Annotated in this window: 19 protein-coding genes and 1 riboswitch; of the genes, 13 read left to right on the top strand and 6 right to left on the bottom strand. The window is 46.6% G+C overall.

Annotation, left to right across the window (positions count from 1 at the left end):
- The first annotated feature begins 1 nt into the window (after window position 1).
- Entirely contained in the window at window positions 2-832 is an 831-nt protein-coding gene (locus J2Z37_RS10875) for a phosphogluconate dehydrogenase C-terminal domain-containing protein (protein WP_209810282.1), read from the top strand.
- Between the two features lie 28 nt (window positions 833-860).
- Complete coding sequence (locus tag J2Z37_RS10870) at window positions 861-1511, top strand: GntR family transcriptional regulator (protein ID WP_245203727.1); 651 nt, start codon at window positions 861-863, stop codon at window positions 1509-1511.
- A 25-nt stretch (window positions 1512-1536) separates the two neighbouring features.
- On the opposite strand, the gene J2Z37_RS10865 is transcribed toward J2Z37_RS10870, so the two are convergent.
- The gene (locus tag J2Z37_RS10865; protein ID WP_209810281.1) at window positions 1537-2106 is read right to left on the bottom strand and encodes a CBO0543 family protein; all 570 of its coding nucleotides are present in this window, start codon (window positions 2104-2106) and stop codon (window positions 1537-1539) included.
- A gap of 39 nt (window positions 2107-2145) precedes the next feature.
- Window positions 2146-2316: a hypothetical protein gene (locus J2Z37_RS10860; protein WP_209810280.1), complete on the bottom strand. Its 171-nt coding sequence runs from the start codon at window positions 2314-2316 to the stop codon at window positions 2146-2148.
- Window positions 2317-2561: 245 nt separating this feature from the next.
- On the opposite strand from J2Z37_RS10860, the gene J2Z37_RS10855 reads away from it, so the two are divergent.
- Window positions 2562-3158 carry a GNAT family N-acetyltransferase gene (locus tag J2Z37_RS10855; protein ID WP_209810279.1) on the top strand — a complete coding sequence of 199 codons (597 nt, stop codon included), beginning with the start codon at window positions 2562-2564 and terminating at the stop codon, window positions 3156-3158.
- A 49-nt stretch (window positions 3159-3207) separates the two neighbouring features.
- On the opposite strand, the gene J2Z37_RS10850 is transcribed toward J2Z37_RS10855, so the two are convergent.
- The 3 genes from J2Z37_RS10850 to J2Z37_RS10840 form a co-directional block, all read right to left on the bottom strand.
- Complete coding sequence (locus tag J2Z37_RS10850; RefSeq protein WP_209810278.1) at window positions 3208-3393, bottom strand: CDGSH iron-sulfur domain-containing protein; 186 nt, start codon at window positions 3391-3393, stop codon at window positions 3208-3210.
- A 27-nt stretch (window positions 3394-3420) separates the two neighbouring features.
- The gene (locus tag J2Z37_RS10845) at window positions 3421-3840 is read right to left on the bottom strand and encodes a DoxX family protein (RefSeq protein WP_209810277.1); all 420 of its coding nucleotides are present in this window, start codon (window positions 3838-3840) and stop codon (window positions 3421-3423) included.
- Window positions 3841-3939: 99 nt separating this feature from the next.
- Window positions 3940-4707, bottom strand: coding sequence for a dioxygenase family protein (locus J2Z37_RS10840; protein ID WP_209810276.1), 768 nt, complete (start codon window positions 4705-4707; stop codon window positions 3940-3942).
- A 154-nt stretch (window positions 4708-4861) separates the two neighbouring features.
- Here J2Z37_RS10840 and J2Z37_RS10835 point away from each other — a divergent pair, with 154 nt between their 5' ends.
- The 4 genes from J2Z37_RS10835 to J2Z37_RS10820 all read left to right on the top strand — a co-directional run bounded on the left by J2Z37_RS10835 (window position 4862) and on the right by J2Z37_RS10820 (window position 7824).
- Entirely contained in the window at window positions 4862-5152 is a 291-nt protein-coding gene (locus tag J2Z37_RS10835; RefSeq protein ID WP_342453813.1) for a winged helix-turn-helix transcriptional regulator, read from the top strand.
- 133 nt (window positions 5153-5285) lie between these two features.
- Window positions 5286-5374: riboswitch (SAM riboswitch) on the top strand.
- Between the two features lie 228 nt (window positions 5375-5602).
- Window positions 5603-6688, top strand: a complete 1086-nt coding sequence (gene sfnG / locus J2Z37_RS10830) for a dimethylsulfone monooxygenase SfnG (RefSeq protein ID WP_209810275.1) — start codon at window positions 5603-5605, stop codon at window positions 6686-6688.
- Complete coding sequence (locus J2Z37_RS10825; protein ID WP_209810274.1) at window positions 6685-7266, top strand: NADPH-dependent FMN reductase; 582 nt, start codon at window positions 6685-6687, stop codon at window positions 7264-7266. Before sfnG ends, J2Z37_RS10825 begins: the two co-directional genes overlap by 4 nt.
- Window positions 7267-7314: 48 nt before the next feature.
- A complete protein-coding gene (locus J2Z37_RS10820) occupies window positions 7315-7824 on the top strand; it encodes an OsmC family protein (protein WP_209810273.1) in 510 nt (169 codons plus the stop codon).
- Between the two features lie 668 nt (window positions 7825-8492).
- On the opposite strand, the gene J2Z37_RS10815 is transcribed toward J2Z37_RS10820, so the two are convergent.
- Entirely contained in the window at window positions 8493-9647 is a 1155-nt protein-coding gene (locus tag J2Z37_RS10815) for a sulfite reductase subunit alpha (protein ID WP_209810272.1), read from the bottom strand.
- A gap of 350 nt (window positions 9648-9997) precedes the next feature.
- Here J2Z37_RS10815 and J2Z37_RS10810 point away from each other — a divergent pair, with 350 nt between their 5' ends.
- Genes J2Z37_RS10810 through J2Z37_RS10785 form a run of 6 tightly spaced genes read left to right on the top strand, consistent with a single transcriptional unit; the run spans window position 9998 to window position 15588 of the window.
- The gene (locus tag J2Z37_RS10810; RefSeq protein ID WP_245203725.1) at window positions 9998-10666 is read left to right on the top strand and encodes an HAD family hydrolase; all 669 of its coding nucleotides are present in this window, start codon (window positions 9998-10000) and stop codon (window positions 10664-10666) included.
- A gap of 16 nt (window positions 10667-10682) precedes the next feature.
- Window positions 10683-11744, top strand: coding sequence for an ABC transporter ATP-binding protein (locus J2Z37_RS10805; RefSeq protein WP_209810271.1), 1062 nt, complete (start codon window positions 10683-10685; stop codon window positions 11742-11744).
- The gene (locus J2Z37_RS10800) at window positions 11745-12683 is read left to right on the top strand and encodes a carbohydrate ABC transporter permease (protein ID WP_209810270.1); all 939 of its coding nucleotides are present in this window, start codon (window positions 11745-11747) and stop codon (window positions 12681-12683) included.
- An 18-nt stretch (window positions 12684-12701) separates the two neighbouring features.
- Complete coding sequence (locus J2Z37_RS10795; protein ID WP_209810269.1) at window positions 12702-13529, top strand: carbohydrate ABC transporter permease; 828 nt, start codon at window positions 12702-12704, stop codon at window positions 13527-13529.
- Window positions 13530-13546: 17 nt separating this feature from the next.
- Window positions 13547-14842, top strand: a complete 1296-nt coding sequence (locus J2Z37_RS10790) for an ABC transporter substrate-binding protein (protein ID WP_209810268.1) — start codon at window positions 13547-13549, stop codon at window positions 14840-14842.
- Between the two features lie 17 nt (window positions 14843-14859).
- Window positions 14860-15588, top strand: a complete 729-nt coding sequence (locus tag J2Z37_RS10785) for a glycerophosphodiester phosphodiesterase (protein WP_209810267.1) — start codon at window positions 14860-14862, stop codon at window positions 15586-15588.

Raw genomic sequence — 15588 nt, 5'->3', positions numbered from 1 at the left:
GATGACAACAATTGCTTTAGTAGGTGCAGGCGGAAAGATGGGGAATCGTTTGACCGATAACCTAAAAGATTCAAAATATGATATGCTTTATGTCGAGATTAGCGAAACGGGGATCGAGCGGCTGGCCCAAAAAAACCTCACCGTTACCCCTTTAAGTGATGCTGCGGGGATGGCCGATGTGGTGATTTTGGCTGTTCCCGATGTGGCCATCGCTAAAGTATCTGCTGGAGTCGTCCCACAGATGAAACCGGGATCCATGTTGATCCTGCTCGATCCCGCGGCTGCGTATGCAAAACATCTGCCGGATCGCCAGGACATCAGTTATTTCATCACCCATCCGTGCCACCCGCCGGTTTTCAATGATGAAACAACCCCTGAGGCGAGAGCTGATTTGTTTGGCGGAATCGCAGCGAAGCAGTCGATCGTCTGTGCCTTGATGCAAGGTCCTGAGTCGGACTACGCAAAAGGGGAGGAAATCGCTCGCACATTTTACAAGCCAATCCTTCGCTCCCACCGCGTGACCGTCGAGCAAATGGCGACCCTCGAACCGACGATGGCGGAAACCGTATTGGGTACCTGTGCGATCGTGCTGAAGGAAGCGATGGATGCGGCGGTGAGAAGAGGTGTTCCCGAGGAGGCGGCGCGCGATTTCATGTTGGGACACATCAACACGATTCTTGCTTCTGTGTTTGGGGTGAGTGGCAGCCCACTTTCTGATGCGGCCCTTGTGGCGATTGAATATGGGAAAGAGCGGATTCTTCAACCCAATTGGCTCGACGTTTTCGAGACGGAGAAACTTGATGAATCCATCGAATTAATGCTAAAAGCATAATATGGATAAACCATAGGGAAGGGAGGTTATGAAAAAAGTGAATATGACATCATCGCCCCCCCTCTTGAAGGAAAAAGCATATATCGAAATCAAAAACGGGATCCTGCACGAAGTGTTCACACCCGGCCAATTTTTATCCGAACGGCAACTGATCGACTATTTGGGCATGAGCAAGACCCCGATCAAAGCAGCGCTTGAGCGGCTCGAGACAGAGGGGTTCATTACGGTATCACCAAAGCAGGGGATTATCGTCCGCGAGCTTTCGCTGGAGAAAATCAGCCATATCTATGATTTGCGAATGGCCTTGGAGGTTTTTATCGTAGAGCAGCTTGCCGGGAAACTGCGAAAGGAACAGATCGAGGCCTTGGAGCAAAATCTGCAGCAAACGACAGCCCTTGCCGAAGCTCATGACGAAAAAGGATTTGCGCAGGCGGACGCCGATTTCCATCTGCTGCTTTGCCGTTTTTCCGGGAACACGGAGATTTTTCGCATCATGGAGAACTACCACGATCACCTCTACCGGGTTGTCCTTCGCGTTCTCCAACGAGATCCTGGGCGGATGCAGTCATCCTATGAGGATCATGTCGGCATCTATCAATCCCTGCTGGACCCTGAGCCAGAGGAATCAAAAAGGTTAATGAAAGAACATATACTTTACGGGAAACGGATATTTCTGTAAGAGGGGAAAGCGGATGCTTTCCCTTTTAATGATTTTTTTGTTTGTCGAGAAACACAAAACTGTTAAACAGCCACTTTGAGAGTAAAATAATCGGGACGTACGCATACAAATATAATTCCAGATAATTTAATCCTTGATGAAGGCGGAAAAAATCGAAATAAGTCAGGATGGGCTTTATAACAAAGGCAAATATGGCCCCAAGAATCAGGGCATATAGGTAATAATTTTTTTGCCGGGAGCTGACCCATTGGTATAAGAGCATAAACACAACAGGAATCAGTGCCGTATCTAGCCCCAAGGTGAGGCGTAAATAAGGAAGAACAAAATAAGGGTATTCCCAGTATCCCAACCGTATCCCTGTAACATCAACGTAGGTGGTGATAACATGGACACAAAAACCAAAGAAACCTAACATAAAAACCCGGTTTCGATCGATGGTAAAATAGAGGACAATCAAGGGAATCACGATCATCGCGATGGTCACCCAGAATTGCCAAGAGGTAAGTCCAGAAAAATGACTCCAATATTCCATTAGAAGGCTTCTAAGTTGCGCTTCCTGCTCACCGATCTTGTTTAGCAACTCATTTTTACTCATTTTCTAATCCCCCTCCCTTGGACCGCGTCAGCATTAGTCCTATACTTCGCTTTTTTTCTCATTTCTGTGATAGGGGTCGAACGCTTCCGGATTTTCCGGATCCAAATTCGTTCGCATCCCAATAAGGGGGCCTTTTGGTGCCTCGGCAATGATTCGATCATTTAATTGGTCGAAGTCAGGAGTCTTGGGTACATTTTTATCTTTTGACATGTGCATTCCTCCAAATCCGTTTACTTTTATATTCAACTATTTTTGGGAAAGTATTCATCTACTAGCTCGGTGTTGTGTTGCGGGACTGAGGATCTCTTCCTGAAAAAAAGGGATAGTGATCAAAGGTCACCGAAAAGAGTAACTCAACTAGGATGGGATTTTTTGTAAGAGTATAAAACCTTTGATTTTTTCTTTCTTTTCCTTATAGTTGAAGGAGTGGATTATGAGGAAAGAGGGATTTATTTATGATTACATTCGAGAGATTAATTGGAAAAGAGATAGAGCCTTATGTAGAGCAATTTGCCTGGTTTCGACTAAACGATTTCAAAGAGTTCCCCTACCTATATGATGGGAACCTGGAACATGAAAGGGAGAACTTCCAAAAATACATGGATGAGGAGCAGTCTTTGCTGATTGTTGCCAAAGACGGCGAGAAGGTGATCGCGGTTTCGACAGGCATTCCCTTTGATAGTCCATTTATGGGAAAAGAGAGTGCAGATCTCTTTTTGCAAAATGGATTGAATCCAAAGGACTTTTATTATTTTGCGGAAACCATCATCTTGCCTGAGTACCGGGGACAAGCGATCGGTCGTGATCTTTATAAAATGAAAGAGGATTTTGCGCGCGAGATGGGCTATAAAGAGGTATGTTTTATCGCCGTGGAAAGGGAAGAGGATCACCCGCTTAGGCCGGATACCTATAAGTCACCGAAAAACTTCTGGGGCCATTTGGGGTATGAAAAGCTGGATATCAGTGTGAGTTTTGAATATCCGACAATCCAGGCCTCCGGGAAAACAGAGATGGCGAGCAACCTGATGTTCTTTTGGAAGAAAAAAATATAAGGAACCCTCCCCTTATTAAAAAGGACAGCCGTCCGGCTGCCCCAAAAGATTACGCTCTTACAGTACTCTCAAACTTGCCCTTATGGGAGCCATCGCAGAAAGGTTTATTGTTCGAAAGGCCACAACGGCAAAGGAAAACTTGGTCTTTCGTTTCTAAGACATTGCCTTCTCCGTCAACGACGGTGACTCCTTTGGCGATAAGTGGACCGTTATCTGAAACTTTAATTTCGGCCATGATTTTCACCCCCTATACTGTTTAGTATTAGGCTGCTGCTTTTTCTTTATTAACGGACTCAAACATCTTATCCATGGCATACAGTCTACTTCCGGTGATAGTAAGGGCAACCGCCATGGCTAAAAGCGCTAAATCAAGTTCGTATCCTGCAGACTGTCCATTTCCCATAAAGCCGGCGGAAAGTTTCGCTGTAAAGATGGCGCCAAGCATGACGAGCGAGATTAGTGCGGAAGCTACTTGTGTTCCGAAGCCAAGGATCAGGGCGATTCCACCAAGTAGTTCGATAAGGGCCACTGCATAACCTAGAAAGCCCATCAATCCCATGCTTTCGAACCAACCTGCAACATTTCCAAGACCCATTTGAAATTTTGCCAGACCATGGATAAAGAAAGTAATTCCTAAAACAACACGAAGTATAAATAAACTCCATTCATATTTTTGTACCAATTTTTTCATCTCCTATTAATTATTATTTGTATCCAATTTACTTTTAATAAGTATTGTGCCAAAAAAATCTGCTACTTTTTTTAAGAGTAGCATCAATCGCTAAAATTCAAACACGATGTGGCTCAACGTTCCATAGAGGTAACTGCGATGCAGGCATTTCGGCTGCTTCGTTTCCTCACCACTTCCCATTGCGATAAAAAGAGGAAGAAAATGTTCTGCCCGAGGTACCGCTAAGCGTGCATGTGGAGCTAATCTTTCATAATCAAATAGAGATTCCAAATCTCTGTTTTGGATATGCTCAATAAGCCAATCATCAAATTCAGCTGTCCAAGGCTCCGCATGGGTTTGTCCCCAATGGATCGCGCGTAGATTATGGGACGTTCCACCACTGCTGATAACGAGAATATCCTCATTTCCGAGCCCTCGGAGTGCTTCCCCTATTTTGAATTGATCCCTTGGTGAAAGGTAGGGATTGATCGAGACCTGAACGACTGGGATATCGGCTGCAGGATACATATGTCGCAAAACGACCCAAGAACCGTGGTCTAGGCCTCTTTGGGTATCCTTTGCGGTAGAAATTCCATGGTCATTCAGTTTCTTTTCGATCATCGAGGCTACAGCAGTAGATCCTTTGGCAGGATATTTAATTTGATAAAGCTCTGGGGGAAATCCGCCGAAATCATAGATGGTTTCATATGCGCTATCCCGATAGGAAAGGATTGGAATGTCGCTTTCCCAATGTGCCGTAAAGAGAACAATCGCCTTCGGGTTGAATCGCTCTCCTAATTCCTGAAGAAACCGGGTATATTCATTGTCTTCTATCGCTAATGAAGGGGCACCATGACAAATAAATAAAGATGGAACCATGTGGCAACTCCTTTCTTCTTTTTATTAGGTTACCTTTCGTAAGTTAGTATATAATAGTCTGTAATGGATCGTCAAGTACTTTGATTTCAAATGATAATAAAAGTAGTATAATACAATGAGTGAGGTGATATTCATGTACAATCTATGACCCCGAATTGAAACGGCCTTGCAGTTGCTAGGCAAGCGTTGGACAGGGTTAATTCTATTTCAGCTCCTCATGGGTCCTCAGCGATTCTCGGAAATTGAATCCGCTCTGCCTGTGAGCGGAAGACTCCTTACGGAACGTTTAAAGGAATTAGAAAAGGAAGGAATCGTACACCGGCAAATCTACCCGGAAGTCCCTGTACGAGTCGAATATTCATTAACGGAAAAAGGGCGGGCCCTGGAACCGATTTTTAAAGATCTGCAAAATTGGGCGGAGAACTGGGTCGAAGTGAAAGAATGACCATCTAGATGGGGAGGACTGTCCTCCCCAAAAAATAATTTGATTGACAATTCTCAAATCCATGATAATATTAACTCAAATCCCACTTTTCAACTGCGGATTGGTGACTTACAATTACATAAACTTTTTCAATTTCTTATCAAGAGAGGTGGAGGGACTGACCCTGCGAAGCCTCAGCAGCCGACCCGACTGGGCACGGTGCTAATTTCAGATAGATGAGAGAAAAGACCCAAGTGTATTGTGGACCCTTCTCTTCATCGAGAAGGGTTTTTTGGTTTTGAAAGGAGTGATGAAGTGGGGACAAAAAAATAAAGGGAATCCGGTGCGGCAACACCTGATCCCCCTTTTTGGCGGGCACACCAAAAAATATAAACCCAATCTATATTGTAATAACAATGGTTGTGTCTCGTCTACCTTTTATTTCATCCAAAAAGAGGAGATGAGCGGAAGATGAGTCAATTGAAATTTGCTTATTGGGTACCGAATGTAAGCGGAGGGTTGGTTGTTTCAAAAATCCCCCAGCAAACAGGTTGGGATTATGAAGCGAATAAAAGATATGCCTTAATCGCAGAGGAAGTTGGCTTTGAGTACGCTTTGCTGCAGACCCGGTTCTTTGCAAGCTATGGGGCGGAGTACCAGTTGGAGGCTTTTACCTTGGCATCCGCGTTAGCGGCTGTGACAAAAAAGCTGAAGCTTATCTCTGCAGTACATCCCGGGTTATGGCATCCGGGCGTGTATGCGAAAATGATTGCGACTTTGGACCAGATCAGCCAGGGACGGGCGGCGCTCAATGTGGTGAGCGGGTGGTTTAAACAGGAGTTTATCGGCTATGGCGAGCATTGGCTGGATCATGATGAGCGGTACCGCCGGTCGGAAGAATTCATCCAGGTGCTGCGGGCGATGTGGACGGAGGAGGAGACCACGTTCAAAGGGGACTTCTACCGCATCAACGGGGCCCCCTTGAAACCAAAGCCGATCCAGAACACACCGCCCATTTTCCAAGGAGGAAATTCAAAAGCCGCACGCCAAATGGCTGCCCGGGTCTCTGACTACTATTTCATGAACGGAAATACGCTGGAAGGTTTCAGGACGCAGATCGAAGAGGTTCGTGCTCTGGCTGAAAAAGAGGGGCGCACGGTGAAATTTGCCGTCAATGGATTCGCAATTGTTCGGGAAACGGAGGAAGAGGCTGTCCAGGTTCTGCGAGATATCGTTTCGCAGGCGGATGTCGAAGCGGTCGAAGGGTTCAGGAATGCGGTCAAAGAAGCTGGGCAGTCCACGAAGCAAAAAGAAGGGATGTGGGCGAATTCCACTTTTGAGGATCTCGTTCAGTACAACGATGGATTCAAAACTGGGTTGATCGGCACCCCGGAACAAATCGCAGAGCGGATCATTGAGTTGAAGAAAATGGGGGTCGACCTCGTTCTAACCGGACATCTGCATTATGAGGAGGATTTGCGGATTTTTGGGGAACGCGTGATTCCTCTGGTGCGGGAAAAAGAGCAGGCCCTTTTGGAAAGCGGGGTTCTCGCGTGAAATTATTAGGGATTTCAGGAAGCCTGTCAATCCGATCGAAAACCTTTTTAGCTGTGGAAAAAGCGGTCGAATTCGCACGAGCTTCTGGTCCGGGGATCGATGCGGTGGTGTTGAATTTGGCTGATTTTCAGATGCAATTTTGCGACGGCCGTGCCCCCCATTTGTACGAGGGAGACACCAAAGTTTTGATCGATCAGATTGTTAGCGCTGATGCGTTTATTATCGGCACACCGGTGTATCGCGGTTCGATCACTGGGGTCCTGAAAAATCTGTTCGACGTGATTCCGAATGATGCGCTGCGGGGTAAAGTCATCGGATTCATTGCCACCGGTGGAACGTATCATCATTTTCTGGCGATTGAACATCAGCTCCATCCGATTGCGGGATACTTCTCTGCTTTTGTGGTGCCAGGCGGGGTCTACGCCCATAATGAGCATTATGCGGATGGGGAGTTGACGTCACCGGAGATTATCGGGCGATTGAAGGCGCTTGGGGAATCAGTGGTGGAGATTCGGCAGAGGTTAGGTGGGGGATTTATCGGCGTTGAAAAGCCATTGATCCCGCGGAAGAGTTTGTAATGGGGTGGGGTTAACCCAAAACATACTAAAAAAGGAGGAGATTTATCGATGAAAAGTGAAGAACTACGCGAGTTACAAGCACCTTTGAAAGAGAAGTATAGGGAGAACCCAGAGGAAGCGGTGATCACCCTGCGTGCAAAGGGGGCGATTGGGGAAGGCATCACCTGCCGGGTTGATACGGGGAAAGCGTTGGTGGAAGCAGGCCTCCATCCTGCTACGGGAGGTAATGGTTTGGCAGCCTGCTCTGGTGATATGCTGCTCGAAGCCTTAGTTGCCTGCGCCGGCGTCACCTTGAAAGCTGTAGCAACCGCGCTGGAAATCGAGCTGCGAGGCGGAACGATCAGTGCAGAAGGTGACCTCGATTTCCGTGGAACCTTAGGCGTATCGAAGGAAGCTCCCGTCGGATTCTCGCGCATCCGCCTGAACTTTGACCTCGACACCGACGCCCCTGAGGATAAGGTCGCAACGCTGCTGCGCCTGACCGAACGATACTGCGTGGTGAAGCAGACGATCGAGAGACCGACGCCAGTTGATGTTTTACATACCGTGGCAACGTAGGGCAGCGGCCCAGCTGCTGATTAAGCGGAGAAAATCCGCCTAAATTCCAAACGGAAGCGAAAATAACCAAAATAAGCGGAGAATTTCCGGTTATCTCGGTGGAAGTTGCGTAGAATGCATATTTCCTCGAGTTTAGTCGGAAAACTCCGCTTATTTTTGGTGGAAATCGGGTTGCGGGACGGTTAGGCGGAGATTCTCCGGTTATTAGGTGGATGAAGACCATTTTCACAAGATCGCAGCTGAGTTTTGGTCATCATAGCCACGATGAAGACCATTTTCACAAGATCGGAAGTGAGTTATGGTCATCATAACCGCAATGAAGACCATTTTCACAAGATCGCGAGTGGGTTCTGGTCATCATAGCCACGATGAAGACCGTTTTCACAAGATCGTAGATGAGTTTTGGTCATCATAGCCACGATAATGACCATTTTCACAAGATCGCAGATGAGTTTTGGTCATCATAGCCACGATAATGACCGTTTTCACAAGATCGCAAGTGAGTTATGGTCATCATGGCCATGATGAAGACCGTTTTCACAAGATCGGAAGTGAGTTATGGTCATCATAGCCGCGATGAAGACCATTTTCACAAGATCGCGGGTGGGTTTTGGTCATCATCTCCCCCCACAAAAAAAGAGCGACCCCCACCGGGTCACTCCTCTCCATTAATACACGTCGCGCTGATAACGGCCTTGCTCCTGCATATCGTTCAGATAGGCTTCGGCATATTCGCGAGTCATCCCGCCTTCTTTTTCGATAACCTCGATAAGCGTGTTGTGAACGTCTTTTGCCATGTACTGCTTGTCCCCGCAGACGAAGAAGTAGGCTCCGCTTTGCAGCCACGCAAACAATTCCTTGCTGTTTTGCATCATTCGATGCTGAACATAAACTTTTTCTGCACCATCGCGGGAGAAGGCGGTATCAACCTTGGTCAAAACGCCGTCTTTCTGGTATTGTTCTAGCTCGCTTTGATAAAGGTAGTCAGTTGCCGCATGCTGGTCGCCAAAGAACAACCAAGCTCGTCCGGAAGTCTTACGCACAGCGCGCTCTTCGATAAACGAACGGAATGGGGCAATCCCTGTTCCAGGTCCAACCATAATAATATCGGTTTCCCCGGATTCTGGGAGATGGAAGTGCTTATTTGGTTGAACAAACACAGGAAGCGTGTCCCCTTCTTGCGTACGCTCAGCCACTTGCACAGAACATACCCCTTTACGCAAACGATCATGCGCAGTATAGCGCACAGCACCAATGGTCAAATGCACTTCATCTGGATGTGCAGCATTGCTACTGGCAATGGAGTATAGACGAGCGGTCATTTTTCTTAAAAGTGACACGATGTCCTGAGCAGAAGCTTTCCACGGACCGAAGTCGCGAAGCATATCAAGCAAGTCGCGTCCATTCGTGTATTCTTTTAACTGTGCCATGTTTTCTACCAATAATAGCTTCTGCAACTCTCCACTTTCCGTAAATGCAGCGGCACCTTGAAGAATCTTCTTTGACAATAAAGTAATTTCAAAGTGGTTCGTAAGGGCGTCTTTCAAAGAAAGGGTTTCCCCTTGCTTATTAATTTCAACTAATGTTTCGTCGTCCCACTTCATTTCTTCAAGGATGGCAGCGACGAGTTCTGGATCATTGGAAGGAAAAATCCCAAGGGCATCACCTGGATTATAGGTAAGACCGGATTCTTTCAATGATAATTCGATATGCCTAGTTTCCTTACTGGAGCCGGCTCCGTTTAGATTGACATTTTTCAGAACCTTGGCTTGGAATGGATTTGTTCTTGAATATGTTTTTTCTAAAGTAGTTTGCGTTTGCATAGTCTCACCTCAAAAGTTGTATAGACCTAGGATAACAAAGGATGAGCAAGATTGATATAACTTTTATCACAAAATTTTTGGAAAATGTGCTTGTTAGTGAATGGGGAGTCAGACCTAATCGGAATTTGTCCAATCAATAAAATGTACGAGGGAATTCAGATTGATTCACTCATTCGCTGAGATCTGAAACCCTTTATTAGAGAATTCTTCACACCTTTTACCATTTTTACACCCCTTTACAATCCTTCACATAGATCCAAATGATCCTTTACAAAGGGTCAATATTTTATTAACAAACAGAAGCTATGATGATATCGAGAACAGAAGCCAAAGCCTGGGAGGAGGATCTTATGAAAATGACGAGATGTCTTCTGTTTGATTTAGACGGTACGTTGCTGGACAGCCGGGATGTGATCATTGATGGGGTGCACTACCTAACGGAAAAATACGTCCCCGGACTGTTTACGAGAAAAGATCTTTTGAAACGCTTTGGTGAACCCATAGATGATCTTCTAGATATCATCGAGCAGTCACTGAGGGATAAACAAATCACCAAGCAACAGATGCTCGACAGCTATTTCACCTATATCAATACCCATCATGATGAGCAAGTGCAGCTCTTTCCTTATGTGAAAGAAGGGTTGTACTCCTTAAAATCTGCAGGCTATCAACTGGGGATTGTTACGAATAAACAGCGTGAATTTACAATGAGAGGGTTGCAAACAGCAGGCATTCTACCTTTTTTCAATACGATTGTTACTTTAGATGATGTAGCCGTTGGGAAGCCTTCTCCGGAAATGCTTATAAAATCCATGAAGGAAATCGGTGTCACCTCAGAATCAAGCCTGATGATCGGGGACAGCAAATATGACCTACTCGCAGCCAGAGCAGCCAAGGTGCCATTCACAGCACTCGAATGGTACGGACCCGAGGATTGGCAGGGGAATTCCGCACCCAACAACCGATACCCAAACTTTCAACAATTTGTCCAAGACCTACTAACTATAAAACTAAGATGAAAGGAGAGGGAGCAAAATGGCGCGCGTGCTATTAAAACAAGTGGTGAAAGCCTTCCAAGATCAGCCTGTGGTCAAGGGACTTGACTTAACGATTCCGAATGGATCCTTCACCGTCCTTGTTGGTCCATCGGGCTGTGGAAAGTCAACGACTTTGCGGATGATTGCCGGGCTGGAGGAAGTTACAGACGGTGAAATCTGGATCGGGGATCGAAAAGTGAACGATGTCCCTCCAGGTAAAAGAGATTTGGCTATGGTTTTTCAAAATTACGCCTTATATCCGACGATGAATGTCTTCGAAAATATTGCCTTCGGCTTGCAAAATCGCGGGCTGCCTAGACAAGAATGCAAAAGCCTCGTCCACGAAATCGCGGAGGTAGTGGGATTAACCAGTTACTTAGATCGCAAGCCATCCGAGTTATCCGGGGGCCAGAGGCAAAGGGTTGCATTGGCGCGGGCGATGGTGAAAAAACCGCAGGTTTTTTTGATGGATGAACCGCTATCTAATTTGGATGCGAAATTGAGAAATCAAATGCGGGTAGAGTTGACCAGCTTGCACAAGCAGCTTGGTTCCACCTTCATCTATGTGACGCACGATCAAGTGGAAGCGATGACGATGGGCGATCAAATCGTCGTGATGAACGAGGGGAGAATCCAGCAAGTGGCTTCACCTGTGGAGCTTTATCAGGATCCAACCAATCTGTTTGTCGCCCAGTTCATTGGATCGCCAGCGATGAATATTCTTTCGTGGGAGGAAGAGGAGTCGTGCTTGCTCGGCTTTCGACCGGAAAAAGGAAGGATAGCTGCCACCATCCAACCCTCTACAGAAGAAAAGGGAATCTCTCTCCGCGGCAAAGTTAGATCCCGTGAGATCCTCGGTGCGGAAGTTCTCTATTATGTAGATACACGAAAAGGTCAGATCATCGTAAAAGCCAATCATGATGTGGAGCTTATAGCTGAAGATGAAGATGTCAGGCTATCAGTTGCGGCGAAGGATCTCTATTTCTTTGATGAAAAAACAGGAATGAGAGTGATGGGACAGCATGTTCACAGCCTTCCGCTGGCGGGGGGAGCGGTGTAAATGTGGAAAGAGATCGCACTACGAAGATATCAAAGCCGTTCCCAGGTCGTTCCGCAAAAATCGGGACAGCTGCTGGAAAAGTCTCGCCCGTATCTCTATGTCGCACCAGCACTCGCTTTTTTCACCCTGTTCTTTTTCTATCCGATTGCCTACATGGTTTACTTAAGTTTTTACGATTGGTCCTTGCTCGACCTGAGCGCAATGGAATGGGTAGGGCTGGAAAATTTCCACGCGCTTTTCACCGATGCGGATTTTTATCAAGTGCTTTCAAATACATTTGTTTTTACCGTCTTTACTGTCTCGCTGGGGATGGGGATCGCCTTTTTTCTGGCCTTATGGCTCAATCACCGGGCGAAGATTTACGGGATCGTGCAGGCGGCGATCTTTACTCCGCACATCATTTCGCTCGTATCGATTGCAATGCTTTGGCTGTGGCTGATGGACCCGCAATATGGTTTGCTCAATGCAATCCTTGAATCGTTCGGGCTGCCACCTTACAGCTGGCTTGCCGACACCAAAAGCGCTTTGGCATCCCTGATCCTGGTCAGTGTATGGAAGGTGGTGGGGTATAACACCTTAGTCTTTATTGCCGGCCTGCAAAGCATTCCCAAGTACCTTTATGAAGCAGCCGCTTTAGACCGTTCACCAGCTTGGAAAACATTATGGAAAATAACAATTCCGATGCTTTCTCCGACTCTATTTTTTCTCTTAATCATCAATACGATCTCGTCGTTTCAGGTGTTTGACACGATCAACATCATGACCCAAGGGGGACCGGTGAACAGCACCAATATGCTCGTTTTCTATATCTATGAACAAGGCATGGATTTCTACAATGGGGGCATTGCCTCGGCAGCTTCTGTTGTGCTCCTACTTCTTGTTGCCTTGCTTACACTGTTTCACTTCTTGGTCCTATCCAAAAAAGTCCATTATCGTTAAGGAAAGGAGGAGACTCTATTGCATCGACTGGCTGCTTACCCTCTAAAAATCGTAGAAAGGATTCTGCTGATTGTCGTCACCTTGGTTTTTGTCTTCCCCTTCTTGTGGATGATGTTGACAGCCTTCAAAACGTTGCCGGAGGTGTTTCGCTTTCCTCCAACGTTTCTTCCGGAGATCTGGGATTTCAGCAACTTTATGAAAGCTTGGGAATCGGGTCCTTTTCTTCGGTTTGTATTCAATAGCTTCATTGTAGCGGTGGGTGTCTTGATCCTGCAATTTCTCACCGCGGTGCCGGCGGCTTATGCCTTTGCCCGCTATCGGTTTCCGGGACGAAATCTTTTGTTTGGGATCACCCTGATTGCCCTGATGATCCCGCCGCAAGTCATTTTTCTTCCGATCTATGTGCAAATGAGCGGGTGGGGGCTGGTGAATACATTATGGTCGCTGATCCTGCCTTATGGAGCGAGTGCGTTCGGGATTTTCCTGTTGCGCCAATCGTTCATGCAGGTGCCTGATGAAGTGATCGAGGCGGCCCGGCTGGATCAGGCATCGGAATGGAAAATCATGTGGAAGATCATGGTACCGATCGCCAAGCCGGTACTCGTGACGTTTGGATTGTTCAGCTTTATCTACCATTGGAATGACTATTTCTGGCCGCTGATTATGACCAACAGCGATGCCGTGCGCACTCTTCCGATGGGAATCGCGATGTTGAAGGCTTCGGAGGGCGGCAAGATTTGGAATGTGATCATGGCGGGAAATGTGATCCTTGTGTTTCCCATTTTGATTATCTTCTTTTTTGCCCAACGCCATATTATTCGCGCTTTTATCTATCAATCTAAATAATTTTGGAGGCTATGTATATGAAAAAGTGGAAGTCTTATTTTCTTGTTCTATCTCTTTCTGTAACGGCGATCTTTACTGGATGTTCCAATCAGGAGGTTCCTAGTGCTGCGGAAGGAAAGCAGCCAGCTGCCGAGCAAGAGGGACCGGTTGAAATTGACTTTTGGTACGCCTTGGGCGGACATAATGGAGAAGTGTTGGAAGGGCTCGTGAAAAAGTTTAATGATTCGCAGGACGAGGTCGAGGTGAAGGCAGCCTATCAGGGTGACTACTATGAAAATCATTCGAAAGTACTGGCAGCGGTAGCGGCAGGAAACCAGCCGGACGTCACCATGGTGGAAATTGGTGTCATTGCAGCTTTTGCTGATGCCAAGGTGCTGGCGGATTTAGCCCCTTACACCCAGGGAGACGAAGAGAAATATATTCCCGGACTGATGAAGAACTCCTATTGGAATGACAAATTAGTTGCCGTTCCCTTTAATCGCTCGACACCCCTTTTATATTTGAATCGCGAAATGCTAGAGAAAGCTGGGTTAGATCCGAAGGGACCGAAAACTTGGGAAGAATTACAGCAGTATTCAAAGGCATTAACCAAGCAAGAGGGCGGAAAAACCGTGACATATGGATTCTCCACACCGATTGATATTTGGTTCTATGAAGCATTGGTCTTCCAAAGTGGCGGAAATATTTTAAGTGAAGATGGAAAGAGTCTGGCGATCAATAGCCCCGAAGGAAAAGCGCCGCTTGAATTCTGGAATGGAATGATCAAAGAAGGCATCATGAAAGCACCTCCTGGAGAAAAATACAATGCCTGGGATGTGGCGAAACAGGATTTTATTAATGAGCAAGTAGGAATGATCTTCACTTCCACGGGAGACCTTAAAGGATTAAAGGATAATGCAAAGTTCAATGTGGGAGCAGCTTTCCTACCAGCAAACAAAGATTATGGGGTGCCAACAGGTGGAGCGAACTTGGTGATGTTGGCCAAATCCTCTGAGGAAGAAAAGAAAGCAGCATGGAAATTTATGAAGTGGATAACAGAAACAGAGCAAACGATCCCTTGGTCCTTGGAAACAGGGTATATGCCTGTCACCCAGGAAGCAGTAGACTCTGATGAAATGAAAGCGGCAGATCCTAACTTCCGAGTAGCCCTCGACCAATTGCAGTATGCGAAACCTCGTCCTATGGTGCCTGGATATAAGGAACTGCAGGAAGTCATTATGACAGAAATTCAGCGTAACGTATTGGGACAGGCTACACCAGATGAAGCATTGAGTGCCGCAGCGGAAAAGGCGCAAAAACTACTAAAAAAATAGTTGAGGAGGCAAATGATATGAATCTTTGCATGGCCCATCGCGGCTGGTCTGGAAAAGCACCCGAAAACACGATTCCGGCGATTCAATTGGCTCTTCGTGAACCGGGAATTCAAGCGATCGAAGTAGATGTCCAACTTTCCAAGGATGGCATCCCGGTTGTGATCCACGATTTCACATTAGATAGAACAACGAACGGAAGTGGCGCGGTTGCAGACTTTACGTTGCAAGAACTAGCCCAACTTGATGCGGGAAGTTGGTTTCATCCCTCCTATGCAGGGGAGCGCATCCCAACTTTAGAAGAAGTATTGGAATTGATCCGGGGAAAAGGCTGTCGACTCAATATTGAATTAAAAAAAGGGGGAAACCTTTATCACGGAATGGAACAAAAGGTGCTCGATCTGATCGATCGCTGCGGGGTGCGCTCCGAGGTTTGCATCACGTCGTTTAACCATGAAGCCATCCAAATCGTAGGCGAACTCGATCCGGATATACCCAAGGGGCTGATCATCTATGGAAAACCATTGATGATCAGGGAACAACTTCGCCTCACTGGGGCAACGATCCTGTCCATGGCTTATCCCTATTTGACAGAGAAATTTGTAACCAACATGATCGATGACGGGATCACCATGATTGCCTGGACCATCGATGATCCGGAGCATATCAGGCAAACCATGAAGCTGCATCCCCAGCTACATATTGCCACCAACCATCCGGATCGAATGATTAGCCCGATCAAGGTGTAA

This window comes from Ammoniphilus resinae (assembly GCF_017873965.1).
Taxonomy (GTDB): Bacteria; Bacillota; Bacilli; order Aneurinibacillales; family RAOX-1; genus Ammoniphilus_A; species Ammoniphilus_A resinae.
This window is presented reverse-complemented; position numbering and strand designations above follow the sequence as displayed.